This is a genomic window from Streptomyces zhihengii (assembly GCF_016919245.1).
Classification (GTDB): Bacteria; Actinomycetota; Actinomycetes; order Streptomycetales; family Streptomycetaceae; genus Streptomyces; species Streptomyces zhihengii.
The window spans coordinates 3,289,026-3,315,060 of record NZ_JAFEJA010000001.1 but is presented as its reverse complement, the minus strand read 5'-3'; the positions used below and the strand labels follow the sequence as shown (position 1 = coordinate 3,315,060).

Here is a 26,035-nt window from a genome sequence, read left to right as displayed (position 1 = left end):
GAAGCCCGGTGCGGGCGGAGGGGGAAGCAAGGCGAGGAGAAAGGGCGCGGGCGGGACCGGGGGAACGTGTCCCGCCCGCGCCGGGTGCGCTGAGCCGCAGGTACGGGGGGAACCCCGGCTCTTCGCGCGGCCGATGACCAGTCGGCACTTCATACTGCGCCAGCCGTCCGGAAAACGTCACACCTGCCGCGCCGGATCCGGCGAGATCAGTGGATTTCCAGTTCGGAACGTTTCTTCACGACCGGTCCGACCCGGGCACGGAGCCCGCCCGCAGGCGCCCGCTCCGTGCCCGCCCGACGGGGCTCACCAGTAGATGACGACCTTGTCGCCGGTGCGCACCTGGTCGAAGAGGGCCGCGACGGCGGCCTTGTCCCGGACGTTCACACAGCCGTGCGACGCGCCGTTGTAGCCGCGGGCCGCGAAGTCGGAGGAGTAGTGGACGGCCTGGCCGCCGCTGAAGAACATCGCGTACGGCATGGGGGTGTCGTAGATCGTCGAGACGTGGTCCCGGGACTTCCAGCCGACCTTGAACTCGCCCTCACGGGTCGGCGTGTACTGCGAGCCGAACCGGACGTCCATCGTCGACAGCACCTTGCCGTCGATCATCCAGGACAGCGTGCGGGTGGTCTTGCTGATGCACATCACGCGGCCTTCCATGCACCGCGGGTCGAGCTTCGCCTTCGGCTTCTCGACGTCCTTGCCGTCGAGCTCCGCACGCGTCGGCTTCGTCGTCATGCCCAGCAGCTTCTGCCAGGTCACCTCGTCCGTGCTGCCGGTGGCGGGGAGCTGCCGCTTGCCCTGGAAGCCCTTGACGGCGGTGCTGGTGACCGGCCCGTACGAGCCCGTCGGCTTGTCGTCGAACCAGCCGATCTGGGCCAGCCGCGCCTGGAGCTCCTTCACCTGCTCGCCCTTCGCGCCGGGCGCCATGAGCACCTTCGCGGGCGGGGCCGAGGAGGACGCCGACGGCGAGGGCGACGCCGACGGCGTCGGGGAGGCCGGCTCCGAGGGCTCGGCGGACTCGGACGGCGAGGCGTCGCCGGCCGGCTCCGAGGTCGTCGGCGCGGCGCTCGGCTTGGCGTCCGTCCGGACGTCCGTCGCCGCCTGCGCCGAACAGCCGGCGGTCACCGCGGCCACGGTGAGCGCGGCGGCGGCCGCCAGCGTTCTGACCGCGATGTTCTTCCTGAGCATGATCGTCCCCCTATTTCGGTCCTGTGCCTGAAGAGACAGATTCCGCAACGGCCGGGTTGCACAATCCCGAGCATCATGGGGGTAACAGTTGGGGGACGAGAACGACACGACGCGTCGTCCCCGGTCTGTGACACACGTGGCACGGACGGCCGTCGGCTGATCGCGGAGGCACAGGCGGATGACACGCGAATCCGAGTCGGGGCTGCCGATCGAGCCGGTCTACGGGCCGGACGGCGCTGCCGGGCGGGACCCGGCAGCGGAGCTGGGGGAGCCCGGCGCCTTCCCGTTCACCCGCGGCGTGTATCCCACGATGTACACCGGCCGGCCGTGGACGATGCGGCAGTACGCGGGGTTCGGCACGGCGGCGGAGTCGAACGCCCGCTACAAGGAGCTGATCGCCCACGGCACGACCGGACTCTCCGTGGCCTTCGACCTCCCGACGCAGATGGGGTACGACTCCGACGCCGCCGTCGCGCACGGCGAGGTGGGCAAGGTCGGGGTGGCGGTCGACTCGGTCGAGGACATGCGGGTGCTGTTCGACGGGATCCCGCTGGACCGGGTGTCGACGTCGATGACGATCAACGCCCCCGCCGCCCTGCTGCTGCTGATGTACCAGCTCGTGGCCGAGGAGCAGGGCGTACCGGCCGCGAAGCTGACCGGCACCGTCCAGAACGACGTGCTCAAGGAGTACATCGCCCGCGGCACGTACATCTTTCCGCCGGCGCCGTCGCTGCGGCTGGTCGCCGACATCTTCCGCTACTGCCGCACCGGGATCCCGAAGTGGAACACGATCTCGATCTCGGGCTACCACATGGCCGAGGCCGGGGCCTCGCCCGTGCAGGAGATCGCCTTCACCCTCGCCGACGGCATCGAGTACGTGCGCACGGCCGTCGCGGCGGGCATGGACGTGGACGACTTCGCCCCCCGGCTGTCCTTCTTCTTCGTGGCGCGCACCACGCTGCTGGAGGAGGTGGCGAAGTTCCGCGCGGCCCGGCGGATCTGGGCGCGGGTGATGCGGGACGAGTTCGGTGCGCGCGACCCGAAGTCGTGGATGCTGCGCTTCCACACCCAGACCGCCGGGGTGCAGCTCACGGCCCAGCAGCCGGAGGTGAACCTCGTCCGGGTCGCGGTGCAGGGGCTCGCCGCGGTCCTCGGCGGCACCCAGTCGCTGCACACCAACTCCTTCGACGAGGCGATCGCGCTGCCGACGGACAAATCGGCCCGCCTCGCGCTGCGCACCCAGCAGGTGCTGGCGTACGAGACGGACGTGACGGCCACGGTGGACCCGTTCGCCGGCTCGTACGTGATGGAGTCGATGACCGACGACGTGGAGGCGGCGGCACTGGCGCTGATGCGCCGGGTGGAGGACATGGGCGGGGCGGTCGCCGCGATCGAGCGCGGCTTCCAGAAGGAGGAGATCGAACGCAACGCCTACCGGATCGCCCGGGAGACCGACGCGGGCGAGCGGGTGGTCGTCGGCGTCAACCGCTTCACCCTCGACGCGGAGGAGCCGTACGAGCCGCTGCGCGTCGACCCCGCCATCGAGGCCCGGCAGGCCGAGCGCCTCGCCCGGCTGCGCGCGGGCCGCGACGGGCAGGCGGTGGGGCGGGCGCTGGCCGCGCTGAAGGAGGCGGCCGCCGGCACGGACAACGTGCTGCCCCCGATGAAGGAGGCGCTGCGCGCGCGGGCCACCGTCGGCGAGGTGTGCGACGCGCTGCGCGAGGTGTGGGGGAGCTACGTGCCCCCGGACGCGTACTGACGGCACCTGGCGCGTGCCCTCCGGCGGACCGGTCCGGGGTGATGCGGAGCACTGAACTCCGAATGTGAGACGGCTGTGCAGGTCCTCGTACTCGTGTGCGACACTCCGGCTCATGCTGGGTGTCACCGATCTGCCGACCTACCTCGTCGGCCTCGTCCTCATCATTCTGCTGCCGGGGCCGAACTCGCTCTACGTGCTGTCCGTCGCCGCCCGCAAGGGCACCCGGACCGGATACAAGGCGGCCGCCGGTGTGTTCACCGGCGACACCGTCCTGATGACCCTGGCCGCCCTCGGCGCGGCCTCGCTGCTCCAGACCACGCCGGTGCTCTTCATGATCGTGAAGTACGCGGGCGCGGGCTACCTGACGTGGATGGCGATCGGCATGCTGCGCGCCGCGTGGAGCATGTGGCGCTCCCGGGGCGAGGCGGCGGCCGGTACGGGCGAGAGCGGAGCGCCCTCGGGCGCCGCGGAGAACCCGTACCGGCGGGCGCTGGTCATCAGCCTGTTCAACCCGAAGGCGATCCTCTTCCTGATCTCCTTCTTCGTGCAGTTCGTCGACCCGTCCTACGCCTACCCGGCGCTGTCCTTCGTCGTCCTCGGCGCCCTGCTCCAGCTCGGCAGCTTCCTCTACCTGACCACGCTGATCTTCAGCGGCACCCGCCTCGCCGCCGCCTTCCGGCGCCGCAAGCGGCTGTCGGCCGGGGCGACTTCGGCGGCGGGCGCGCTCTTCCTCGGCTTCGCGGTGAAGCTGTCGCTCAGCAGCGCCTGACGAAGCGGCCAGGTACGACCGCGGCCCCGCACGAACACCGACGCGCACACGAACGCGAACGCGAACACGGCACCGGCCGGCGGACCGATGGTCCGCCGGCCGGTGCCGTCGTCTCGGCCGGGCGCCCGGCTCAGCGCAGCACGGCCCGCTTCAGATGGCGGGCCCGCCGCACCACCCGGCGCACCGCCTCGTTGCGCGGCACCGGAAGACCGCCCGGCAGCCCGAGCACGGTCAGCCGCCGGCGCTTGAAGTAGCGCAGCGTGCGGGAGTTCAGCGAGGTGGCGAGGAACCGCTCGGCCGCCGGCCGCAGATCCGGGCGGATCTGCGGCTGCATCGCGAAGCCGACCGCCTCCAGCAGCCCCGTCAGGAACGCGTCCGGCGGGCCGGGCACCACGGGCGTGCCCGTCTCCAGGTCCGGCACCAGGGCGTCGACGACGGTGAGCGGCACGCGGTTGCTGTTCTGGTACGGCGTGAGCCGGTCGAGCAGCGGCTCCGTGCCCAGCCGGGCGACCGGGATGCCGTGGAACGCGGCGGCCGTGAACAGCCCGGTGGAGAAGCAGCCCGCCACGAGCGAGGGACGGAGCTGCCGGTAGAGCACCTCGGCGAGCAGCGGGCGCTCCACCACCGTCAGCTCGACGCCCAGCTCCCGCGCCTCCTCCTCCAGGGTGCGGTTCCAGGAGGCCGGGGCCGTCGGGTGCGGCTTGAAGACCACCCGGCGGTGCCCGTGCGCGGCCACCCCGCGCAGCATCCGCACATGGAGCTGCTCCTCCTCCTCGCGCGTGATGATGTCGAGCGCCGCGAGGTACTGGCCGAGGATCAGCGCGGGCCCGTCCCCGGCGCCCGGCTCCCCGTGCGCCGACGCGTCCGCCGGGCCCGCCGCCACGCCCGGCACCGCGTCCGGGACGGCGTCGGAGAGTTCGGCGATCACCTTGACGAAGGACTCGGTGGGCACCACCTCCGGCACCGCGCCGAACTCCGCCAGCAGCAGCGGCTTCAGCCCCGGCACCAGATCCAGGTGCAGCAGCCTGCGCACCCGCTCGCCCACCAGCGGGTCGATCTTGTTCCGGGTGGGGCCGTAGCTCATCAGGCCGTCCGCGTACACGCACAGCGTCGCGTCCGGGAAGAGCTGGGCGACCGCGAGCGCGGGCACCACCTGCACCGACTCCACGGCCAGTTCGATCCGGTCGTCGCCCAGGTCCCACAGCCCGCGCAGATACCGCTCCCACAGCGGGACGTCGTCGGGGCGCGGGGACCAGCCGCCCGGGTGGAAGGGCGCGATGGCCCCGTTCCACGAGAGCACCCCGTCGAAGCGGGAGCGCAGCCGCTCGAAGCCGGGCATCTCGTCGAGCGCCGGGGTGGTCTCGGGCGTGGCCGCGTTGTTGCTGACGAGCAGCAGACGCCGGTCCGCGGCGGCGAAGCAGCCGCTGTCGAGCGCGGCGGCGACGGTGGCGACGCCGTAGAGGGAGGAGGCGAAGAAGATCTGGGTGGTGGGCATCAGGCCGCCGCCTCCGCGGTCATCGGGGAGGGACGGCGGCGCAGCCTGCGCAGCCGGGACGCGCGCTCCACGTCCATGGAGGCCAGCGCGTCGTCGAGCACCGCCTGGGGCATCCGGCGCAGTGCCGCGGCGCTCATCGCGCGCAGTTTCCGCGCCACCTGCGGTTCGAACCGTTCGATCGAACCGAGGTGATGCGAAATGACGGCGCAATACGTGCGGACCGCTTTCGGGAGCAGTTTCTCCGCGTCCCGGTCCGCCGCCGTCTCGTCGAGCACCTGGTCGAAAGCGCGAATGAAATCGAGCTGCCGGATGTCGCCGATCTGCGTCAAGGAGGAGGCCACACCGCGGCGGTAGAAGATTCCCAGCCGGCTGATCACCGCGAATGACGCGGCGTCCCGGTGCAGCCGCCAGATCCACGGCCGGTCCTCCGCCGTGCGCAGCCCGTGGGTGAAATGCAGCAGCCCCTGATCGGCCAGCCTGCGGTGGTACATCCCGGCCCACGCGTACGGATAGTCGACGCCCGTCGACCGGTCCGCCGGCAGGATCCAGTCCCGCGGCTTCAGCACCTCGCCGCGCGGACCCACCGGCACCCGGTGCACCGTGCGCGCCCGTGCGGTGCACTGCACATGGTCGGTGCGCACGAAGTCGCAGCCCAGCTCCTCCAACGGGGCCAGCAGGCCCTCGAAGTGACCGGGCGACAGCCAGTCGTCCCCGTCGAGGAAGGCGATGTACTCGCCCCGGGCCGCGTCCAGACCGGTGTTGCGCGCGGTGGCCAGGCCCCCGTTCCTCTCGTGCCGGATGAGCCGTGCCCCGGGAATCTGCCGCTCGGCCCGTTCCAGGATCTCCGGCGTCCCGTCCGTCGAGCAGTCGTCGACGAAAAGGAACTCGAAGTCCTCCCGGGCATTCGCCCGCAGGCTTCTGAGGGTGTCGGGGGCGTATGTCTGCACGTTGAAGAACGGCACGATGACGGAGAGCTTAACCACCCGCACGACGCTAGGCGGCGCCTCGTCATTCGCGCTGACGCACAGCGGTATGGCAGGTGAACGCTGGGCATCGGGGCCCTTAACCCGTCCGGCACCCGGCCCATTCACCCGTCCGTAAGTGCGCTGTTAACCCGCTGTTGCAGTCGAGTTGGGCCGTGAAACCACATGCCTTCCTAGCGTCCTCGACGTGCCAACACGTACCAGCGAGGCCGTACGGGTAGCCGTACTCGCCGACTCCGACACCCGGTGGAAATGGGGTGCGCTGACCGCACGCCGGATCACCCCCAGCACCTCCGTGGAGCTGAGCGGCTTCCTGCTGCGCGGCCGCGCCACCCCCACCCCGCGCCAGCTCGCCGAGGTCGGCGTCGCCGTCGACGACCTGCGCGAGGTGACGGGGAGGGAGTTCCTGCGCGAGATCGCGGACGGCTCCTACGACATCGTCGTCCTCGCCCTCGTCGGCGGCGGAGTGCAGGCGATGCTCCACGGCCTCGCCGCCCTCGGCCTCGCCCGCCGCCCCGTCGTCGTCACCGGCTACGTCGGCGTCGTCTACGAGAAGCTCTCCGACGGACTGCTGCTGCGCCACGGCGCCGACGTCGTCCTCGCCAACTCCCGCCACGACGCGGACCGTTTCCGCGCCGTCTACCGCGGGGTCGGCGCCGACCCGGCCGCCGTCACCGAGGCCGCGCTGCCGTTCCTCGGCGGGGCGCCCTACCGGCCCGAGGACGGGCGCGACACCGTCGTGTTCGCCGCCCAGCCCTCCGTGCCGGACAGCCGTGCCGACCGCACCTACCTGCTGCGCCGGCTCGTCGAGCACGCCCGGCTCCACCCGGGCCGCGAGGTGCTGCTCAAGCTCCGCTCCCGGCCGGGCGAGCACACCACCCACCTGGAGGAACTGCCCTACCAGAAGCTCGCGCAGAAGCTGCCCGGCGGCCTGCCGCCCAACTTCCGCCTGGTGTACGGGAACATGGGCGAGGTCCTGGACCGCACGGACCTCCTGGTCACCGTCTCCTCGACCGCCGCGCTCGAATCCCTGCACCGCTCCATCCCCACCGCGGTCCTCACCGACCTCGGGGTCCGCGAGCCGCTCGGCAACCACCACTTCCTCGGCTCGGGCCTGCTCACCTCCTGGGACCTGCTCGACGGCGGCCACCGGCCCGCGCCGGACCCCGACTGGCTCGCCCGCCAGGGCGTCGCCGCCGACGGGGCGTACGACAAGGCCTTCGACGAGGCCCGGCAGCGGGTCGCCGAACTGCTGCTCGCCGCCGAACGGCCCCCGCTCGCCCCGTACTACACACCCGCCACCGCCCCCGGCTATCTGCCGCCGCTGCTCGCCCGCCACCACCTCGCCCCCGACGGCACCCCGCTGGCCGGCGCCGCCGCCCCCGAGACCGCGCCCACCGGCATCCGGCGCGCGGTGCGCCAGGCGGTCCGCGAGGCCGCCCGGGGCGCCTACCGCCACGGCGTGCAGCGGGTCGCCCCCGTCATCCGGCGGATGGGCGAGCTGTGACGGCCCCCCGCCCCGCGCACCCGCGCGCCGCCCCGGCCACCGGCCCCGCCGCCCGCGGCGAAGCCGCCGCCGCCCTGCCCACGACGCCGTCCGCCCCCGTACTGGAGCCCCGATGAACGTACTCGCCGTGATCCCCGCCCGGGGCGGCTCGAAGGGCGTCCCCGCCAAGAACCTGGCACCCGTCGCCGGTGTGCCGCTCGTCGGCCGCGCCGTCCGCGCCTGCCTCGACGCCCCCCTGGTGACGCACGTCGCCGTCTCCACCGACGACGCCGACATCGCCGCCGCCGCCCGGGCGGCGGGCGCCGAGGTCGTGCTGCGGCCCGCCGCCATCGCCGGCGACACCGCCACCAGCGAGTCGGCCGTGCTGCACGCCATGGACACCCACGAGGCCCTCCACGGCACCCCCGTCGACGTCGTCCTGCTCGTCCAGTGCACCAGCCCGTTCCTGACCCGTGAGGACATCGACGGCGTCGCCCGCGCCGTCGCCGACGACGGCGCCGACAGCGCGGTCGCCGTGGCCCCGTTCCACGGCTTCGTCTGGCGCGAGGACGACACCGCCGCCGGCGCCGGGCAGGGCGTCAACCACGACCGGTCCGTCCGGCCCCGCCGCCAGGACCGCCCCCAGGACTTCCTGGAGACCGGCGCCGCCTACGCCATGGACGCGGCCGGCTTCCGGGAGGCGGGCCACCGCTTCTTCGGCCGCACCGCGCTGGTGCGCACCGACCCCGCCCGGGTGCTGGAGGTCGACGACCCGCACGACCTCGCCCGCGCCCGGGCACTCGCGCCGCTGCTCGACACGGCCGCGCTGCCCACCCGCGAGGACGTCGACGCCGTCGTCCTCGACTTCGACGGCACCCAGACCGACGACCGCGTCCTCATCGACGCCGACGGCCGCGAGATCGTCGCCGTGCACCGCGGCGACGGACTCGGCGTGGCCCGGCTGCGCCGCGCCGGCGTCGACCTGCTGATCCTCTCCACCGAGCAGAACCCCGTCGTCGCCGCCCGCGCCCGCAAGCTCCAGGTCCCCGTCCTGCACGGCATCGACCGCAAGGACATCGCCCTGAAGCAGTGGTGCGACGAACGGGGCATCGCCCCCGAGCGGGTGCTCTACGTCGGCAACGACGTCAACGACCTCCCGTGCTTCCACCTCGCCGGCTGGCCCGTGGCCGTGGCCAGCGCGCACGACTCCGTACGGGCCGCCGCCCGTGCCGTCACCGCGACACCCGGCGGCGAGGGCGCGATCCGCGAGATCGCCGCCTGGCTCCTCGGCCCGCACCTCGACACCCCTGAAACCGCCCGCACGTCCCCCGTGCACTCCTCCGAGAAGTAAGGAAACACCCCCATGAGCACCACCCGTCTGCGCACCTTCGGCACCAAGACCGCGGGCCCCGGCCGCCCCGTCTACATCACCGGCGAGATCGGCATCAACCACAACGGTGACCTGGACAACGCGTTCAAGCTGATCGACGCCGCCGCGGACGCCGGCTGCGACGCGGTCAAGTTCCAGAAGCGCACCCCGGAGATCTGCACCCCGCGCGACCAGTGGGACATCGAGCGCGACACGCCGTGGGGCCGGATGACGTACATCGACTACCGCCACCGGGTCGAGTTCGGCGAGGACGAGTACCGCGCCATCGACGAGTACTGCCGCCGCCGCGGCATCGACTGGTTCGCCTCCCCGTGGGACACCGAGGCCGTCGCCTTCCTGGAGAAGTTCGACGTCCCCGCCCACAAGGTCGCCTCCGCGTCCCTCACCGACGACGAGCTGCTCCGCGCCCTGCGCGCCACCGGGCGCACCGTCATCCTCTCCACCGGCATGTCGACGCCGAAGCAGATCCGCCACGCCGTCGAGGTCCTCGGCAGCGAGAACATCCTGCTCTGCCACGCCACCTCGACGTACCCGGCGAAGGCCGAGGAGCTCAACCTGCGGGTCATCAACACCCTCCAGGCCGAGTACCCCAACGTCCCGATCGGCTACTCCGGCCACGAGACCGGCCTCCAGACCACCCTCGCCGCCGTCGCCCTCGGCGCCACCTTCGTCGAGCGCCACATCACCCTCGACCGCGCCATGTGGGGCTCCGACCAGGCCGCCTCCGTCGAGCCCCAGGGCCTGGCCCGCCTGGTCCGCGACATCCGCGTCGTCGAGGAGTCCCTCGGCGACGGTGTGAAGAAGGTCTACGAGAGCGAACTGGGCCCGATGAAGAAGCTCCGCCGCGTCCCGGGCGTCGTCGCCGAGGCCGGCGACCGCGAACCGGCCACGGTCTGACCCCACCCCGTCCCCCCTGCGCCCCCGGGCGCGGGGGGCGCTCGCAGGGCGCGCGACCGACACCTCGTGCGCACCCCGGCCCCGCCGGGTGCCCGAGGCCCCGCCCGGGGCGCACCCGCACCGCCAGGTGCAGCCCGGCCCTGCCGGGTGGCACCGAAGCCGCGCCCCCGGGGCGGCACCCCGGCTCCGCCGGGTGCACCAAGCCCGCGCCCCCTGGGGTGCACCCGCACCCGCAGGGAACCCGCGCCGCGAGGCGCACCCCGGCTCCGCCGGGTGCACGAAGCCCGCGCCCTCCGGGGCGCAGCACCCGCCGGGTGGTACGGAACCCGCGCCCCATCGGGGTGCACCGCACCGCCAGGTGCACCCCGGCCCTGCCGGGTGGCACCGAAGCCGCGCCCTCCGGGGCGCAGTATCCGCGCCCGTTGGGGCGCACCCGCACCGCCAGGTGCAGCCCGGCTACCGCCGGGCGGCACCGAACCCGCGCCCCCAGGGCGCAGCCCGACCCCCGTACCCGCGCCCCCCCGGGGCGCACCCCCACCCCGCGCGCCCGTCAGGGCGCCCCCCGCGCAGGAATCACGAGGTGAATCGCAGTGAATCTCGCCTTCGTCGAGAGCCCGGTCCAGCTTCTGAACACCCTGGAGTGGGCCTACGCCGAGGGGACCCCGGCGGACTCGCTCACCGTGGTCGTGCTGTCGCCGACCGACCCCATGTCGCGCGGGCAGCTCCGGCGGATGGCGGAGCTGGCGCGTGACGAGGGGTTCCGCGTCCGCTGGCAGGAGGCGCGCGGCGGGGCCGGTGCGCCGGTGCGGACGGTCCGGGAGCTCGGGCCGATGCTGCGCACGGCCGAGCGGATCGTCATAGGCGACCCCTTCTCCCGCTACGTCCAGCTCCTGTTGACCCTCGTCGGCGGCCGGGCCCTCACCGTCGTGGACGACGGCACCGCCACCATGGAGTTCGTCGCCCAGATCGCGCGCGGCGAGCAGCTCGTGCGCTGGCACCGGCGCGGCGGCCGGCGCGGGCCGCGTGAGCTGGTGCTCGCGCCCGTCACGTTCGCCGCCCGCAAGCGCCTGACCCCGGCGCCCGGCCGCCCCGTCGAGGTCTTCACCTCGATGCCGGTCGAGCCGCCGCCCGGCGTCGAGGTGACCGCCAACGACTACGCCTGGACCCGCGCCCGGTTCGGCCCGCCGCTGCTGACCCGGGGCGCCGACATGGTCGGCACCTCGCTCGTGGAGACGGGCGTCGTCGGCGCGGAGCAGTACCTGGACGCCGTCGAGGGGCTCGCCCGCGCCCACGGGGCCACCCGCTACTTCGCGCACCGCAGGGAGAGCCCGGACAAGCTGCACCGGCTCGCCTCCGTGACCGGTCTGGAGATCGTCCGGCCGGATCTGCCGCTGGAGCTGATCGCCCGCCGGGGCCCGATAGGCGAGTCCGTGCTCAGCTTCCCGTCGACGGTCGTCCACACCCTGCCGCTCGCGCTCGCCGGCACCGGGATCAAGGTCGCGGTGTGCGACATCGCGCCGGAATGGCTGCGGGAGACCGCGTCACCGCGGGCCGGGGGCTTCCTGGCCGTGGTCACCGGCACGGCCCGCGGGGTGCACCGGCTGGCGGCGCCCGCTTGAAGGGACGGCACGGCACCGGCCGCCCACCCCGGTCCCGGACAAAGGGAGTGAGTTTACCCACCGCCCCCCGCACCCATGCCCCTCACCGAGGGCTTTCTTCGCCTATGAGGCTGATCTTTTGTTGATCGGACGACAGCCGACCCGCTCGGGGGCATAACCTTCACTGGGTGAACCAGTTGATGTCCCGCGAGTCCGAAGAAGCCGAACGACCCGGCGCAGACGAGCTGCCCGGCACGGGCGACGTGCCGGGCGACGAGGCCGTGCCCGGCAGACTGACCGAGCCGCTGCGTTCGGAGCTGATCGCCTTCCGGCGCGACCTCCACATGCACCCCGAGCTCGGCAACCAGGAGTTCCGCACGACGGCCGCCATCAAGGCGCGCCTGGAGGCCGCCGGTCTGCGGCCGCGCGTACTCGCCATGGGCACCGGACTCGTCTGCGACATCGGCACCTCTTCCCCCGAGGCCCAGGGCCGCCCGCTGTTCGCGATCCGCGCCGACATCGACGCCCTGCCCATCCCGGACACCAAGACCGTCTCCTACCGGTCCACCGTCCCGGACCGGGCGCACGCCTGCGGGCACGACGTGCACACCACCGCGGCGCTCGGCGCCGGCATCCTGCTGGCCGACCTGGACCGCCGGGGCCTGCTGACGCAGCCGGTGCGGCTGATCTTCCAGCCCGCCGAGGAGGTCCTGCCCGGCGGCGCCGCCGACGGCATCCTGGACGGCGTGCTCGACGGCGTCGGCATGATCGTCGCCGTGCACTGCGACCCCAAGGTCGACGCCGGCCGCATCGGGCTGCGCGCGGGCCCGATCACCTCCGCCTGCGACCGCCTGGAGGTCACCCTCGACGGCCCCGGCGGCCACACCGCGCGTCCGCATCTGACGACGGACATGGTCACCGCCGCCGCCCGGGTCGCCACCGACGTCCCCGCGCTGCTCGCGCGGCGGGTCGACGCCCGCTCGGGTCTCTCCGTCACCTGGGGCCGCATCGAGTCCGGCCACGCGCCGAACGTCATCCCCCAGCACGCCGAACTGTCCGGAACCGTGCGCTGCCTCGACCTGGAGGCCTGGCGCGAGGCGCCCGACCTGGTGCACGCCGCGATCGACGAGATCGCCACGCTGCACCGGGCCAAGTCCCAGATCGACTACGTCCGCGGCGTCCCCCCGGTCGTCAACGACCCGGGCGTCACCGAGCTGCTGCGCGACGCGCACGCGGCCCGGCGCGGACCGTATGCGATCGAGGACACCGAACAGAGCCTCGGCGGCGAGGACTTCTCCTGGTACCTGGAGCACGTCCCGGGCGCGATGGCCCGTCTCGGCGTGCGCCCCCCGGGCGACACCAGGACCCGCGACCTGCACCGCGGCGACTTCGACGTCGACGAGGAGGCGATCACCGCGGGCGTGGAACTGTTCACCGCCGCCGCGCTGATCGACGGCCGCAGGCGCTACCGCCCGTAAGGAGCACACCCTCTCCGCCGCGACCCGCCACGGCGTACGCCGCCGCGACGCGCGCGACACGCCGGGCCACGGCGGAGAGGTGACCGCGCGTGGCACGCCGTGCAAGGTGGGTGGCTTGTTCGCGACGATCCGATAACGACTGATGAACGGGTCTTTAACTGACATCTACGCGCGTTACGATCGCCGCGAACCCAGCGCCGGAAGTGGCGCTTTCGGTCAGGTTTTAAGGAGCCTCCCAGTGCGCCGGATCACCAGGATCGCCACCGCGGGCATCGCGTCCGCGGCTCTCGCACTGTCTGTCACCGCGTGTGGCAGCGACTCGTCGTCCGGCTCTTCGAGCTCGGACGACAACGGCGGCAAGGCCGCCATCGCCTATGACATCGGTGGCCGCGGCGACCAGTCGTTCAACGACGCCGCCTACGCCGGTCTGGTCAAGGCCGAGAAGGAACTCGACGTCAAGGGCACCGAGGCGGAGCCCAGCGAGGGCGAGGGCGACCCGGACAAGGTCCAGCGCCTCACCTCGCTCGCCCGTGCCGACAACAACCCGGTGATCGGCGTCGGCTTCGCCTACGCGCCGGCCGTCGCCGAGGTCGCCCCGAAGTTCAAGGACACCACCTTCGGCATCGTCGACGACACGTCGAAGACCGGACCGAACATCGCCAACCTGGTGTTCAACGAGGAGCAGGGCTCCTACCTGGCCGGCGTCGCCGCCGCCAAGGTGACCAAGTCCAACACGGTCGGCTTCATCGGCGGTGTCGAGACCCCGCTGATCAAGAAGTTCGAGGCGGGCTTCGTCCAGGGCGTCAAGGACACCAACAAGAACGTCAACGTCAAGGTCCAGTACCTGACGCAGCCGCCGGACTTCGGTGGCTTCTCGAAGCCGGACCTCGGCAAGGCCGCCGCGCAGGGCCAGCTCGACGCGGGCGCCGACGTGATCTACGCCGCCGCCGGTCTCGCCGGTGCGGGCGCCATCGAGGCCACCGCCAAGGCGGGCAAGTGGGCCATCGGCGTCGACTCGGACCAGTACAACCAGAAGGGTCTGGCCGCCTACAAGGAGCGGATCCTGACCTCGGTCACGAAGAACGTCTCCGGCGCCGTCTTCAACCTGATCAAGTCCGTCCAGGACGGCAAGCCGCAGCAGGGCGAGATCCGCTACGGCCTCGAGGACGACGGCGTCGCCCTGGCGAAGTCGAACCCGGCGTTCACCTCGATGACCGACGTCATCACCGCGGTGGACAAGGCCAAGGCCGACATCATCGCCGGCACGATCCAGGTCAAGACCGCCCCGTAAGGCAGGTCGCACCGGACTCCCCGGAGCGCCCAGCGTCATCCGGAGGCCGTACGGAAACCGGGCCCGGTGGGCGGCGGACAAACGCCGCCCACCGGGCCCGGACCGAAGTTCTGGCCACCGGTTTCTGTGATTCGGCATTGCTACGCGCGTAGACACCTCTTCGGCGCGATAACTTCGCCCCGCCCCCCTGCCCGCCGAGCCACCCTGCCCTCCTGCCCGCCGACAGGTCCCCGCCCTGCCCTCCCGGCTCCGTTTCCCGCCAAGGAGAGTGCGTCATCAACGCGTCCAGTCCGTCAACGCCGCCGGCTGCTGCCGTAGAACTGCGCGGCATCACCAAGCGCTTCCCCGGCGTCATCGCCAACCACGACATCGACATCACCATCCGCCGGGGCACCGTGCACGCCCTCGTCGGTGAGAACGGTGCCGGGAAGTCGACCCTGATGAAGATCCTCTACGGCATGCAGAAGCCGGACGAGGGCACCATCACCGTCGACGGCGAGCAGGTCAGCTTCTCCAGCCCCGGCGACGCCATCGCCCGCGGCATCGGCATGGTCCACCAGCACTTCATGCTGGCCGACTACCTCACCGTGCTGGAGAACGTCGTCCTCGGGGCCGAGAAGCTCCACGGCATCGGTGCGGCCGCCCGCAGGAAGATCCAGGAGATCTCCGAGGCGTACGGCCTCAACGTCCGCCCCGACGCGGTCGTCGAGCAGCTCGGCGTCGCCGACCGGCAGCGCGTGGAGATCCTCAAGGTCCTCTACCGCGGCGCCCGCACGCTGATCCTCGACGAGCCGACCGCCGTGCTCGTGCCGCAGGAGGTCGACGCGCTCTTCGCCAACCTGCGCGAGCTCAAGGCGGAGGGCCTGACGGTCATCTTCATCTCGCACAAGCTGGGCGAGGTGCTCTCCGTCGCGGACGAGATCACCGTCATCCGCCGCGGCACCACCGTCGGCACGGCCGACCCGAAGTCGACCACGACCAAGCAGCTCGCCGAGCTGATGGTCGGCAGCGAGCTCCCCTCCCCGGAGACCCGCGAGTCGACGGTCACGGACGTCCCGATGCTGAAGGTCGACGCGCTGCGGCTCACCGAGACCGACCCGGACGGCATCGTCCGCGAGGTCCTCGACGGCATCGGCTTCACCATCCACAAGGGCGAGGTCATGGGCATCGCCGGCGTCGAGGGCAACGGCCAGACCGAGCTCATCGAATCGCTGATCGGCCTGCGCGACCCCGACGGCGGCGTCATCAGCCTCGACGGCGCCGACATCTCGCACGCGCCCACCCGCAAGCGGCGCGAGAGCGGCATCGGCTACATCCCCGAGGACCGCCACCGGCACGGTCTCCTGCTGGAGTCCTCGCTGTGGGAGAACCGCATCCTCGGCCATGTCACCGAGGCGCCCAACAGCAAGCGGGGCCTGCTCGACCTCAAGGCCGCCCGCAAGGACACCGAGCGGATCGTGCGCGAGTACGACGTGCGCACCCCCGGCATCGAGGTCACCGCGGCCTCCCTCTCCGGCGGCAACCAGCAGAAGCTGATCGTCGGCCGCGAGATGAGCCACGCGCCCAAGCTGCTGATCGCCGCCCACCCGACCCGCGGCGTCGACGTCGGCGCGCAGGCCCAGATCTGGGACCAGATCCGCGAAGCCCGCCGCGACGGCCTGGCCGTGCTGCTGATCTCCGCCGACCTGGACGAGCTGATCGGCCTATCCGACACCCTGCGGGTGATGTACCGGGGCCGCCTGGTCGCCGACGCCGACCCCGCCACGATCACCCCCGAGGAACTGGGCACGGCCATGACGGGCGCCGCCAGCGGACACCTCGAAGCCTCCGAGACGCCTGAGAACGGTGAGGGCCGATGAAGAAGTTCGACAAGGACCGGCTGCTGCTGGGCATCGCCGGCCCGGTGCTCGCGCTGGCCGTGGCCTTCCTGCTCACCACCGTGGTGCTGGTCCTCTCGGACCTCGACCCGTTCGAGCCGTACACGCTGATGGTCGAGCAGATCGAGTTCACCGACGTCCAGGTGCTCGTCCTGAACCAGACCGGCACGTACTACCTCGCCGCTCTCGCCGTGGCCATCGGCTTCCGGATGAACCTGTTCAACATCGGCGTCGACGGGCAGTACCGCCTCGCGGTCATGCTGGCCGCCGTCGTCGGCGCCTCGGTGGAGCTGCCCGGTCCGCTGCACATCCTGCTGATCGTGCTCGTCGCCATGGGCGTCGGCGCGCTGTGGGCGGGCATCGCCGGTGTCCTGAAGACCACCCGCGGCGTCAGCGAGGTCGTCTCCACGATCATGCTGAACGCGATCGCCACCAGCCTGATCGCCTGGATGATCCTGCCCGCCAACCTCGGCGAGCAGGTCAAGGGCTCCAACGAGTTCACCACCGGCGAGATCCCCGAGTCCGGCTGGTTCCCCGGCGTCGACTTCGACGGCAGCACCATCTACGGCTTCACCTTCGTCGCCTTCGCGATGGGCGTCGTCTACTGGTTCGTCCTCAACCGCACCCGGTTCGGCTTCGACCTGCGCGCCAGCGGCGCCAGCCAGTCGGCCGCCCAGGCCAGCGGCGTCGACGCCAAGAAGATGGTGCTGACGGCCATGCTGATCTCCGGCGCCGTCGCGGGCCTCGCCGGCCTGCCGCTGCTGCTGGGCAGCACCCACACCTACAGCCTGAGCTTCCCGACGGGCGTCGGCTTCACCGGCATCACCATCGCGCTGCTCGGCCGCAACAGCCCCGTCGGCATCTTCTTCGCGGCCCTGCTGATCGCCTTCCTCGACAAGACCGCCGAGGGCATCGGCATCGCCGGCTACCCGAAGGAGATCGCCCTGATCATGCAGGGCCTGATCGTGATCTCGGTGGTCGTCTCCTACGAGCTGGTCCGCCAGTACGGCCTGCGCCGCCAGCAGCAGAAGGTCGGCGAGGAACTGGCCGCCCAGGCCCGGAAGAACAAGGAAGAGGCGAGGACGGCATGAGCGAGTCCACGAGCACGGTCTCGATGGCGAGCACCGCGCCGAAGAAGGGCGGCGGCCGCCGCAAGCTGTCCCTGCCCGTCATCCTGCTGATCGTGGCCGGAGGACTGCTGCTGTTCTCCCTGGTCCGCGTGATCAGCGGGGCGAACGACCTCACCTCGACCGGCCAGGTCTCCGGAGCGCTCCAGCTCGCGGTGCCCATCGGCCTCGCGGGCCTCGGCGGCCTCTGGGCCGAGCGCGCGGGCGTGGTCAACATCGGTCTCGAGGGCATGATGATCCTCGGCACCTGGTTCGGCGCCTGGGCCGGCTACCAGGCGGGCCCCTGGACGGGTGTCCTCGTCGGCATCCTGGGCGGCGCGCTCGGCGGCCTGCTGCACGCGATCATGACGGTGACGTTCAACGTGAACCACATCGTCTCCGGTGTCGCCATCACCATCCTCGCGACCGGCTTCACCCGCTACCTGTCGAACTTCACGTTCGCCGAGGCCGAGGGCGGCTCGTCGAAGCAGTCCCCGCGCATCGACCAGATCACCGACATCACGATCCCCGGCCTCTCGGACTGGCTGTCCGACCTCCAGGCCAAGCACTGGTTCTTCGTCTCCGACGTCGCCGGCGTGCTGGGCGGGCTCGTCACCAACCTGTCGCTGCTCACCGTCGTCGCCCTGCTGCTCGTCCCCGGCACCTGGTGGGTGCTGTGGCGCACCGGCTTCGGCCTGCGGCTGCGCTCCTGCGGCGAGAACCCCGTCGCCGCCGAGTCGCTGGGCGTCAACGTCTACAAGTACAAGTACATCGCCGTGATCGTCTCCGGCGGCCTCGCCGGCCTCGGCGGCGCCTTCCTCGCCATCGTCTCCACCGGCATCTACCAGGAGGGCCAGACCGGCGGCCGCGGCTACATCGGTCTCGCCGCCATGATCTTCGGCAACTGGATGCCCGGCGGACTGGCGCTCGGCGCGGGCCTGTTCGGCTTCACCGACAGCCTCAAGCTGCGCGGCGGCGCGGAGAACGTCCACGCGATGCTGCTCCTGCTGGCGATCCTGCTGGTGCTGGCCTTCGCCTGGCAGCTCTACAAGAAGAAGCACTGGCAGGGCGCGATCTGCCTGGCGGTGGCCGCCGGCCTGTACGCCTGGTACGCGCTGACCGACACGCTGCCCAGCCAGTTCGTGGACGCCGCCCCGTACGTCACCACCCTGCTGGTCCTCGCGCTGTCCGCGCAGCGATTGCGGATGCCGAAGGCCGACGGTCTGCCCTACCGCAGAGGCCAGGGCAAATGACGGCGCCGGCCGGCGGCTGGGAGGCCCTGCGGGAGCGGGCGCGCGAGGCCATGTCGCACGCGTACGCGCCGTACTCGGGCTTCCCGGTCGGGGCCGCGGCGCAAGTCGACGACGGGCGGACCGTCTCCGGCTGCAACGTCGAGAACGCCAGTTACGGCCTCGGGCTGTGCGCGGAGTGCGGTCTGGTGTCCCAGTTGCAGGCCACCGGCGGCGGGCGGCTCACGCACTTCTCCTGCGTGGACGGCCGGGGCCGGCCGCTGGTGCCCTGCGGGCGCTGCCGCCAGCTCCTCTACGAGTTCGGCGGACCGGACCTGCTGCTGGACACCCCGGAGGGCGTGCTGACGCTCGACGCGATGCTCCCGCAGGCGTTCGGCCCCGGCCATCTGCGCTGAACCGAGCGACTCCCGCGGCCCTTCCGCTCCGGTGGAAGGGCCGCTCCCATACCCTTGCTCTATGCGCGTAGAGCCTCCCTCTGCGCACGGAACCACCATCTGGAGGACATGCCATGGACGTCATCTCCGTCATCCGCACCAAGCGCGACCGGGGCGAACTGAGCGACGAGCAGATCGACTGGGTCATCGACGCCTACACCCGCGGTGCGGTCGCCGACGAGCAGATGTCCGCCCTGGCGATGGCCATCCTGCTCAACGGCATGAACCGCCGCGAGATCGCCCGCTGGACCGCCGCGATGATCGCCTCCGGCGAGCGCATGGACTTCTCCTCGCTCGCCCGGCCCACCGCCGACAAGCACTCCACCGGCGGCGTCGGCGACAAGATCACCCTCCCGCTGGCGCCCCTCGTCGCCGCCTGCGGCGCGGCCGTGCCCCAGCTCTCCGGCCGCGGCCTCGGCCACACCGGCGGCACCCTCGACAAGCTGGAGTCCATCCCCGGCTGGCGCGCGCTGCTCTCCAACGAGGAGATGCTGCACGTCCTCGACACCACGGGCGCCGTCATCTGCGCCGCGGGCGACGGACTCGCCCCCGCCGACAAGAAGCTCTACGCGCTCCGCGACGTCACGGGCACCGTCGAGGCCATCCCGCTGATCGCCTCCTCGATCATGTCCAAGAAGATCGCCGAGGGCACCGGCTCGCTCGTCCTCGACGTCAAGTGCGGCACCGGGGCCTTCATGAAGAACATCGAGGACGCCCGCGAGCTCGCCGCCACCATGGTCGGCCTCGGCACCGACAGCGGCGTGCGCACCGTCGCCCTGCTCACCGACATGTCCACGCCGCTCGGCCTCACCGCGGGCAACGCGCTGGAGGTCCGCGAGTCCGTCGAGGTCCTCGCCGGCGGCGGCCCCGCCGACGTCGTCGAGCTGACCCTCGCGCTGGCCCGCGAGATGCTCGACGCGGCCGGCCTGAAGGACGCCGACCCGGCCAGGGCGCTCGCCGACGGCTCCGCCATGGACGTCTGGCGCCGGATGATCGCGGCCCAGGGCGGCGACCCGGACGCGGCCCTGCCCGTCGCCCGTGAGCAGCACGTCGTCACCGCCCCCTCCTCGGGCGTGCTGACCCGCCTCGACGCCTACGACGTCGGCATCGCCGCCTGGCGCCTCGGCGCGGGCCGCGCCCGCAAGGAGGACCCGGTGCAGGCCGGCGCGGGCGTCGAGCTCCACGCCAAGCCCGGCGACACCGTCACGGCCGGCCAGCCGCTGCTGACCCTGCACACGGACACGCCCGACAAGTTCGACTACGCGCTGAAGTCCCTGACCTCCGCGTACGACATCGCCGCCGCGGGCACGGACTTCACGCCGAACCCGATCGTGCTGGACCGCATCGCCTGACCGGGGCAGCCCGCAGGACCGGCCGCCGATGACTTCTCGGGCGGCGGCCGGTCATCCCCATGTGGAAGCCGAACAGACGATCACCCTGCGCATCGCCGGGGGACTCTCCCCGGAGGACGCGCCACGCCTGTCCGAGGAACTGCGCCAGAAGCTGCGGGACCGGCTCCGAGGCGACGGCCCCCCGGGAGCGCCGCTCGCCCGGGGCGAGCCCGGGCGCCCGCCGGTGACGGTCGACGTCGCCGGACTGACCCGGATCGACCTCGCCGTCGTCGACACCCTCGCCCGGCTCCAGCTCACCGCCCGCCGTCAGGGCACCCGGATCGAGCTCTCGGGCGCCGGGCCCGAGCTGATGCTCCTGCTCGCCCTGGTGGGCCTCTCCGGCCCCGCGGGCATCGGCGAGGCGGCCCGCGCCGGACCGGGGGAGTGACCGCCGCCGCGCGCGGGCGCCCGACGGCGCCCGCCCGCGGGTGTCCGCGCCTCAGACGACGGGCGCGCCGTCCTTGTCCAGCCGGTCCGGCAGGTCGAAGAGCGGGAACCAGCGCTTGGTGTCGAGGAAGAAGTCCATCCCGCCCACCTTGCCGTCCCGCAGCTCCAGCACGATCAGGGCCCACGGCTCGTAGCCGTCGCCCTCCTGGCTCGGGTGGTAGTGCGCGAAGGCCGGGACGCCGTTGGCCACCGTCGGCACCAGCCGCGAGCCCCGGCAGACCTCGCCGACGCCCAGCATCCAGCCCACGATGTCGTCGTGACCGCGCAGCCACAGGTCGTACGGCGGCATGGACATCGTCGCGTCCTCGTGGAGGAGCGCCGTCAGCGCCTTCATGTCGTACCCCTCGAAGGCCGCCACATAGCGGTCCAGCAGCGCCTGCTGCTCCTCGTCGAGCGGGTCGGCCGCGTCCGAGCTGCCGGGCTGCTGCTCCGCCAGCGTCGCCCGCGCCCGCTGGAGCGCGCTGTTGACGGAGGCGACCGAGGTGCCGAGCAGCTCCGCGACCTCGCTCGCCTTCCAGGCCAGCACCTCGCGCAGGATCAGCACCACCCGCTGCTTGGGCGGCAGATGCTGGAGCGCGGCGACGAACGCCAGCCGGATCGTCTCCCGCTCCACGGCCGTCTCCGCCGGGTCGGCCACCGACGGCAGCACCCGCCCGTCGGGCACCGGCTCCAGCCAGGTGACCTCGGGACGGGCGTTGAGCTGGGCCTGGGCGACCGGGGTGGCGGCCGTCAGGTCCATCGGACGCGCACGGCGGTTGCCCGCGTTCAGCATGTCCAGGCAGACGTTCGTCGCGATGCGGTACAGCCACGACCGCAGCGACGAACGCCCCTCGAACTTCTCGATGCTCCGCCACGCGCGCACCATCGTGTCCTGGACCGCGTCCTCGGCCTCGAAGGACGACCCCAGCATCCGGTAGCAGTAGCCGGTCAGCTCCCGGCGGTGCTGCTCCAGTCTGGAATCGAGATCCTGCGTCGCGAGGTCACTCATCGGTCCACCCCTGTCACCCGTTTGTTCCGGCCCTCCGGAACCTACCGGAGAGCACCGACAACGGGGCCGGGTCGCGGGTTCACGCCCGCCGTCGGGTGCGCGCGTGCGGGCATCAGGTGCCGGGCTTGCGCCCGTACACGTACACGTCGTCGCCGTTCCGCAGCTTGTTCCAGTATGCCTTCGCGTCGGCGGGCCGCATATTGACGCAACCCCCGGACCCCGGCGGGTTGTACATCGACTTGGTCACCGAGTGGAAGGCCTGGCCGCCGTCGAAGAACTGCGAATGCGGCATCCGGACCTTGTAGATGGTCGACCAGTGGTTGATGTTCCGCCAGTAGATCTTCTTCAGCCCGGTGCGGGTCTCGGTGCCGTTCTTGCCGGTGCGCACCGGCACCGGGCCGTAGACCAGCTTCTTGCCGTCCTGGATCCACGACAGCTGGCGCGTCAGGTCCACACACGCGATGCGGCCCTTGTTCGTCGGGCACTTGCCCGCCTTGTTCGGGTTCTTCCCCGCCGCGCGCTGCTGGAGCATCGTGTTCATCGTGCGCCAGGTGATCGGGCCCGCGTAGCCGATCGTCGGCGTGATCCCGTGCTGCGACTGGAACGCCCGGATCGCCTTGCAGTCGGCGGCCGACTGCCGGCCGTCCGCCGTGCGCCCCAGGAACTTCTCCACCTGCTTCTGGTGCGGCCCCGTCGACGTGCTGCACGACGCCGCCTGCGCGGTCCCGCCGCCCAGTACCGCGGTCAGCGGCACCAGCAGGCCGGTGAGACCCAGCACGATTCCTATTCGTCCTGTTCTGCCCCTCATTGCCCCCAACTCCCCTTTGCATGCTTTCCGGTTGGGACGTTCTGCCGGGTGAGACACACTAAGGGGAGTCACAGTTGCAGGGACAGCGGACGTATTCCGGCTACGCCGTCGCGAGGCCGCGTTCCCGGACCCGCGCCGCGTACGTGCCGTACAGGGTGAGGCCCACGACCCCCGCCACGGCCAGCAGCCCGAGACCCACCGTGGCCGCCCAGCCGCCCGCGTGGAACGCCACCGCGCCCAGCGTGCCGCCCGCGCTGCTGCCCAGGTAGTACGCCGACTGGTAGAGCGCCGAAGCCTGCGCCCGGCCCGTCGTCGCGGTGCGGCTCACCGACGACGAGGCCACGGCGTGCCCCGCGAAGAACCCCGCGGTGATCAGCACCAGGCCCAGCAGCACCGGCACCAGCGAACCGGCCAGCGACAGCAGCAGGCCCGCCGCCGTGGTCGTCACCGCCAGGTACAGCGCCCCGCGCCGCCCCAGCCGCGCCACCAGCCGGCCGGCCGCCGCCGACGAGAGGGTGCCCACCAGGTACACCAGGAAGATCGAGCCGATCACACCCTGCGGCAGGCTGAACGGCTCCTCCACCAGCCGGTAGCCGATCACCGTGTACACCGCGCCGAACACCGTCATGAACAGCGCGCCGATCGCGTACAGCCGCATCAGCAGCGGATCGGCGAGGTGTCCGCGGACCGTCCGCGCCAGCGAGCGCGGGTTCAGCGTCCCCGGCGTGAAGTGCCGGGCCGCCGGCAGCATGGCCCGGAACACCAGCGCGCACACCAGCGCCAGCACGCCGACCGCCGCGAGCGCCACCCGCCAGCCGCCGAACTGCGCGACCCAGCCCGTCAGGATCCGTCCGCTCATGCCGCCGATGCTGTTGCCGGCCACGAACAGGCCGATCGCCGCGACCAGCGCCTTCGGCCGGACCTCCTCGGCCAGGTACGCCATCGCCGACGCGGGCAGCCCCGCCAGCGCCGCGCCCTGCACGGCGCGCAGCGCGACCAGCGACTCCAGGTTCGGCGCCAGCGGCACCAGCAGCCCGACCACGACCGCCACCGCCAGCGACACCCGCATCACGGTGGTCCGCCCGTACCGCTCGGAGACCGCGCTCATCGGCAGCACGCACAGCGCCAGCGCGCCGGTCGCCGCCGACACCGTCCAGCTCGCGGCCCCCGCGCTCACACCGAAACCGGCGGACACGGCGGGCAGCAGCGCCTGCGTGGAGTAGAGGAGGGCGAAGGTCGCCATACCGGCGGCGAAGAGCGCGAAGCTCATCCGGCGGTAGCCGGGGGCGCCGGGGGCGATCCGGGTGTCCGTGGAGGGGGTGGTCCGCGTCTCGGCGGACGGGATGGTCCGCGTCTCGGCGGACGGGAACGGCGAGGCGGCGCCCAGGGTGGTGGGCGCCTTGGTACTGGCGGAAGGCATGCCTCGAACGTATGCCCCCGCTTTTCATGCGTCCAATGCATGGAATGGCCATAATCGTTCCCATGGTGCATGAACACAGCTCAGGGGATCGGCTGTCACGCAGTAGTTACGTAGAACACGAAGCGCACGACGACACCGTCCTCCGTCTCGCGCCGAGGCTCGCGTACTTCGCCGGCGTCGCCCGCCACGAGCATGTGACGCGCGCCGCACAGGAGATGGGCGTGCCCCAGTCGACCCTCTCCCGCGCGATCGTCCGCCTGGAGGACGACCTCGGGGTCGCCCTCTTCGCCCGGCGCGGCCGCACGGTCTCCCTCACCCCCGCCGGCCGCACCTTCCTCGCCTCCGTCGAACGCGCCCTCGCCGAGGTCGAGCGCGCCGCGGACTCGGTCCGCGCGGACGCGGACCCCGGCGCGGGGCGGGTCGCCTTCGGCTTCCTCCACACCATGGGGTCCGAGACCGTCCCGTCGCTGATCCGCGCCTTCCGCGCGGACCATCCGCGGGTGCGCTTCACCCTCGTCCAGAACTACGGCGAGGCGATGATCGAACGCCTCCGCGCGGGCGAGCTCGACCTCTGCCTCACCTCGCCCGTGCCCGACGCCCCCGACCTCGTCGCGCGCCGCCTCGACGAGCAGCGGCTGCGGCTGGTCGTCCCCGACGACCACCGCCTCGCCTCCCGCAAGCGCGTCCGCCTCGCCGAGGCCGCCGAGGAAACCTTCGTCACCCTCGAACCGGGGTACGGCCTGCGCCGCATCACCGACGACCTGTGCGCCCAGGCGGGGTTCACCCCCCGGGTCGCCTTCGAGGGCGAGGAGGCGGAGACCCTGCGCGGCCTCGTCGCCGCCGGGCTCGGCGTCGCCCTGCTGCCACCGCCGGCGGTGGCCCGCCCGGGCGTCGTCGAACTGACGGTGACCGCGCCGAGGGCCGCCCGCGAGATCGGCCTCGCCTGGCTCGACGGCCACCCGGACACGCCACCGGTGGCGGCCTTCAAGCGGTTCCTGCTGTCGCGCAGGGGGTCGCTGCTGCCGTGAGCGGGGTGCCCGTGCGGGGTGCGTTTTCGGGGGCGTCGGGCTGGGGTGCGCTGGTGCCGGGCGGGCTGTTCCGGCCCTGTGCCGGCCGGTGGTCGTGGCGCACCCCCGCTGCGCGCGGGTGTCCTCAAGCGCCGGACGGGCTGGGGTTGCCCGGTCTGGGGCCGGTTCGTGGGGTGGGGGTCCCGGGGCGCTCCGGGGGCGTGTGCGGGCGAGGCTCGCCCTATCCTGCGTTGCCCTAGCTCGACGACCGTTTTATCGCCCGCCCACGCCCCCTGCGCGCCCCGTCCCCGAGCCCTGCGGACCGGTCCGTCCTTGGTGGGGGATCGACCCGCCTGCGGGCCGGTGGTCGCAGCACCGCGCTGCGCACGGTGTCCTCAATCGCCGGACGGGCTGAGAGTGCCTGGGCGGGGCCGGTTCGTGGGTGGTGGCACCGTGCTGCGCGCGGTGTCCTCAAGCGCCGGACGGGCTGAGGGTGCCCGGGCGGGGCCGGTTCGTGGGTTGTGGCACCGTGCTGCGCGCGGTGGGGTCAAGCGTCGGGCGGGCTGAAGTACCCCCTCCGCCACGACGGACGGGTCGGTTCCTGTGGGCGGGGGCGCGGAGGGGGTGGGTGAGGGCGATAAAACGGTCGTCGAGCTAGGGACGGGCCAACCCCGGGCGAGCCTCGCCCGCACCCACCCCCGCAGCGCCCCAACGGCACCCGCACGAACCGGACCGTGCTCGGGCAACCCCAGCCCGTCCGGCGCTTGAGGACACCCGCGCGCAGCGTGGGTGCGACACGACCACCGGCCCGCAGGCCGGAACAGCCCGCCCGGCACCAGGGCACCCCGCGCGCAGCGGGGCTGCGCGCCCACCGGCCCGCACGCGGCGGGCGACCCCAGCCCCATCAGCCCGGCCCGCACGGGGCCGGCAACCCCAGCCCGAACGCCCCCGAAACCAGGAGACCCCCGAAACC

21 protein-coding genes are annotated in these 26,035 nt (G+C 72.6%); 15 read left to right on the top strand and 6 right to left on the bottom strand.

The annotated features are described in order from the left end of the window. Positions 1-303: 303 nt before the first annotated feature. Positions 304-1,188: a L,D-transpeptidase family protein gene (locus tag JE024_RS13685; RefSeq protein ID WP_205373864.1), complete on the bottom strand. Its 885-nt coding sequence runs from the start codon at positions 1,186-1,188 to the stop codon at positions 304-306. A 178-nt stretch (positions 1,189-1,366) separates the two neighbouring features. Here JE024_RS13685 and JE024_RS13680 point away from each other — a divergent pair, with 178 nt between their 5' ends. Further along, positions 1,367-2,947, top strand: coding sequence for an acyl-CoA mutase large subunit family protein (locus tag JE024_RS13680; RefSeq protein ID WP_205373863.1), 1,581 nt, complete (start codon positions 1,367-1,369; stop codon positions 2,945-2,947). Between the two features lie 112 nt (positions 2,948-3,059). After that, positions 3,060-3,716, top strand: coding sequence for a leucine efflux protein LeuE (gene leuE / locus JE024_RS13675; RefSeq protein WP_205373862.1), 657 nt, complete (start codon positions 3,060-3,062; stop codon positions 3,714-3,716). Between the two features lie 130 nt (positions 3,717-3,846). On the opposite strand, the gene JE024_RS13670 is transcribed toward leuE, so the two are convergent. Beyond that, positions 3,847-5,211, bottom strand: a complete 1,365-nt coding sequence (locus JE024_RS13670; protein WP_205373861.1) for a polysialyltransferase family glycosyltransferase — start codon at positions 5,209-5,211, stop codon at positions 3,847-3,849. Next, the gene (locus JE024_RS13665; RefSeq protein ID WP_205373860.1) at positions 5,211-6,194 is read right to left on the bottom strand and encodes a glycosyltransferase family 2 protein; all 984 of its coding nucleotides are present in this window, start codon (positions 6,192-6,194) and stop codon (positions 5,211-5,213) included. The genes JE024_RS13670 and JE024_RS13665 overlap by 1 nt, the downstream gene beginning before the upstream one ends. A gap of 187 nt (positions 6,195-6,381) precedes the next feature. On the opposite strand from JE024_RS13665, the gene JE024_RS13660 reads away from it, so the two are divergent. From JE024_RS13660 to JE024_RS13605, 12 genes are all read left to right on the top strand, one after another. Beyond that, positions 6,382-7,701, top strand: a complete 1,320-nt coding sequence (locus JE024_RS13660) for a DUF6716 putative glycosyltransferase (RefSeq protein WP_205373859.1) — start codon at positions 6,382-6,384, stop codon at positions 7,699-7,701. Between the two features lie 112 nt (positions 7,702-7,813). Further along, positions 7,814-9,031, top strand: a complete 1,218-nt coding sequence (locus tag JE024_RS13655; RefSeq protein ID WP_205373858.1) for an acylneuraminate cytidylyltransferase — start codon at positions 7,814-7,816, stop codon at positions 9,029-9,031. Positions 9,032-9,043: 12 nt separating this feature from the next. Then, positions 9,044-9,967, top strand: a complete 924-nt coding sequence (locus JE024_RS13650; RefSeq protein ID WP_205373857.1) for an N-acetylneuraminate synthase family protein — start codon at positions 9,044-9,046, stop codon at positions 9,965-9,967. A 590-nt stretch (positions 9,968-10,557) separates the two neighbouring features. Beyond that, positions 10,558-11,586, top strand: coding sequence for a hypothetical protein (locus JE024_RS13645; protein WP_205373856.1), 1,029 nt, complete (start codon positions 10,558-10,560; stop codon positions 11,584-11,586). Between the two features lie 179 nt (positions 11,587-11,765). Beyond that, positions 11,766-13,043 (top strand): amidohydrolase, encoded by a 1,278-nt coding sequence (locus tag JE024_RS13640; RefSeq protein WP_205376534.1) that lies wholly within the window; start codon positions 11,766-11,768, stop codon positions 13,041-13,043. Between the two features lie 238 nt (positions 13,044-13,281). Beyond that, positions 13,282-14,334, top strand: a complete 1,053-nt coding sequence (locus tag JE024_RS13635) for a BMP family lipoprotein (RefSeq protein ID WP_205373855.1) — start codon at positions 13,282-13,284, stop codon at positions 14,332-14,334. 275 nt (positions 14,335-14,609) lie between these two features. Further along, the gene (locus JE024_RS13630) at positions 14,610-16,193 is read left to right on the top strand and encodes an ABC transporter ATP-binding protein (RefSeq protein ID WP_205376533.1); all 1,584 of its coding nucleotides are present in this window, start codon (positions 14,610-14,612) and stop codon (positions 16,191-16,193) included. After that, positions 16,190-17,302: an ABC transporter permease gene (locus JE024_RS13625; protein ID WP_187742016.1), complete on the top strand. Its 1,113-nt coding sequence runs from the start codon at positions 16,190-16,192 to the stop codon at positions 17,300-17,302. The genes JE024_RS13630 and JE024_RS13625 overlap by 4 nt, the downstream gene beginning before the upstream one ends. Next, positions 17,299-18,570 (top strand): ABC transporter permease, encoded by a 1,272-nt coding sequence (locus JE024_RS13620; protein ID WP_205373854.1) that lies wholly within the window; start codon positions 17,299-17,301, stop codon positions 18,568-18,570. The genes JE024_RS13625 and JE024_RS13620 overlap by 4 nt, the downstream gene beginning before the upstream one ends. Continuing rightward, positions 18,567-18,962, top strand: coding sequence for a cytidine deaminase (locus JE024_RS13615; protein WP_205373853.1), 396 nt, complete (start codon positions 18,567-18,569; stop codon positions 18,960-18,962). The genes JE024_RS13620 and JE024_RS13615 overlap by 4 nt, the downstream gene beginning before the upstream one ends. Positions 18,963-19,075: 113 nt before the next feature. Next, the gene (locus JE024_RS13610) at positions 19,076-20,353 is read left to right on the top strand and encodes a thymidine phosphorylase (protein WP_205373852.1); all 1,278 of its coding nucleotides are present in this window, start codon (positions 19,076-19,078) and stop codon (positions 20,351-20,353) included. Between the two features lie 28 nt (positions 20,354-20,381). After that, positions 20,382-20,780, top strand: a complete 399-nt coding sequence (locus JE024_RS13605) for an STAS domain-containing protein (protein WP_205373851.1) — start codon at positions 20,382-20,384, stop codon at positions 20,778-20,780. Between the two features lie 51 nt (positions 20,781-20,831). Here JE024_RS13605 and JE024_RS13600 read toward each other — a convergent pair whose 3' ends face one another. From JE024_RS13600 to JE024_RS13590, 3 genes are all read right to left on the bottom strand, one after another. After that, positions 20,832-21,827, bottom strand: coding sequence for a sigma-70 family RNA polymerase sigma factor (locus tag JE024_RS13600; protein WP_205373850.1), 996 nt, complete (start codon positions 21,825-21,827; stop codon positions 20,832-20,834). A gap of 112 nt (positions 21,828-21,939) precedes the next feature. Continuing rightward, on the bottom strand, positions 21,940-22,635 hold the full coding sequence (locus tag JE024_RS13595; protein WP_205373849.1) for a L,D-transpeptidase family protein: 696 nt from the start codon (positions 22,633-22,635) through the stop codon (positions 21,940-21,942). A 100-nt stretch (positions 22,636-22,735) separates the two neighbouring features. Beyond that, positions 22,736-24,055, bottom strand: a complete 1,320-nt coding sequence (locus JE024_RS13590; RefSeq protein WP_205373848.1) for an MFS transporter — start codon at positions 24,053-24,055, stop codon at positions 22,736-22,738. 62 nt (positions 24,056-24,117) lie between these two features. On the opposite strand from JE024_RS13590, the gene JE024_RS13585 reads away from it, so the two are divergent. Then, on the top strand, positions 24,118-25,083 hold the full coding sequence (locus JE024_RS13585) for a LysR family transcriptional regulator (protein WP_205373847.1): 966 nt from the start codon (positions 24,118-24,120) through the stop codon (positions 25,081-25,083). Positions 25,084-26,035 lie beyond the last annotated feature (952 nt).

Bases quoted from the DNA above. Each gene is read 5' to 3' on its own strand.
- JE024_RS13610 (WP_205373852.1), top strand. From the start codon at position 19,076: ATGGACGTCATCTCCGTCATCCGCACCAAGCGCGACCGGGGCGAACTG.
- JE024_RS13595 (WP_205373849.1), bottom strand. From the start codon at position 22,635: ATGAGGGGCAGAACAGGACGAATAGGAATCGTGCTGGGTCTCACCGGC.
- JE024_RS13585 (WP_205373847.1), top strand. From the start codon at position 24,118: ATGGTGCATGAACACAGCTCAGGGGATCGGCTGTCACGCAGTAGTTAC.
- JE024_RS13655 (WP_205373858.1), top strand. From the start codon at position 7,814: ATGAACGTACTCGCCGTGATCCCCGCCCGGGGCGGCTCGAAGGGCGTC.
- leuE (WP_205373862.1), top strand. From the start codon at position 3,060: ATGCTGGGTGTCACCGATCTGCCGACCTACCTCGTCGGCCTCGTCCTC.
- JE024_RS13590 (WP_205373848.1), bottom strand. From the start codon at position 24,055: ATGCCTTCCGCCAGTACCAAGGCGCCCACCACCCTGGGCGCCGCCTCG.
- JE024_RS13615 (WP_205373853.1), top strand. From the start codon at position 18,567: ATGACGGCGCCGGCCGGCGGCTGGGAGGCCCTGCGGGAGCGGGCGCGC.
- JE024_RS13620 (WP_205373854.1), top strand. From the start codon at position 17,299: ATGAGCGAGTCCACGAGCACGGTCTCGATGGCGAGCACCGCGCCGAAG.
- JE024_RS13640 (WP_205376534.1), top strand. From the start codon at position 11,766: ATGTCCCGCGAGTCCGAAGAAGCCGAACGACCCGGCGCAGACGAGCTG.
- JE024_RS13625 (WP_187742016.1), top strand. From the start codon at position 16,190: ATGAAGAAGTTCGACAAGGACCGGCTGCTGCTGGGCATCGCCGGCCCG.
- JE024_RS13670 (WP_205373861.1), bottom strand. From the start codon at position 5,211: ATGCCCACCACCCAGATCTTCTTCGCCTCCTCCCTCTACGGCGTCGCC.
- JE024_RS13680 (WP_205373863.1), top strand. From the start codon at position 1,367: ATGACACGCGAATCCGAGTCGGGGCTGCCGATCGAGCCGGTCTACGGG.
- JE024_RS13650 (WP_205373857.1), top strand. From the start codon at position 9,044: ATGAGCACCACCCGTCTGCGCACCTTCGGCACCAAGACCGCGGGCCCC.
- JE024_RS13600 (WP_205373850.1), bottom strand. From the start codon at position 21,827: ATGAGTGACCTCGCGACGCAGGATCTCGATTCCAGACTGGAGCAGCAC.
- JE024_RS13605 (WP_205373851.1), top strand. From the start codon at position 20,382: ATGACTTCTCGGGCGGCGGCCGGTCATCCCCATGTGGAAGCCGAACAG.
- JE024_RS13685 (WP_205373864.1), bottom strand. From the start codon at position 1,188: ATGCTCAGGAAGAACATCGCGGTCAGAACGCTGGCGGCCGCCGCCGCG.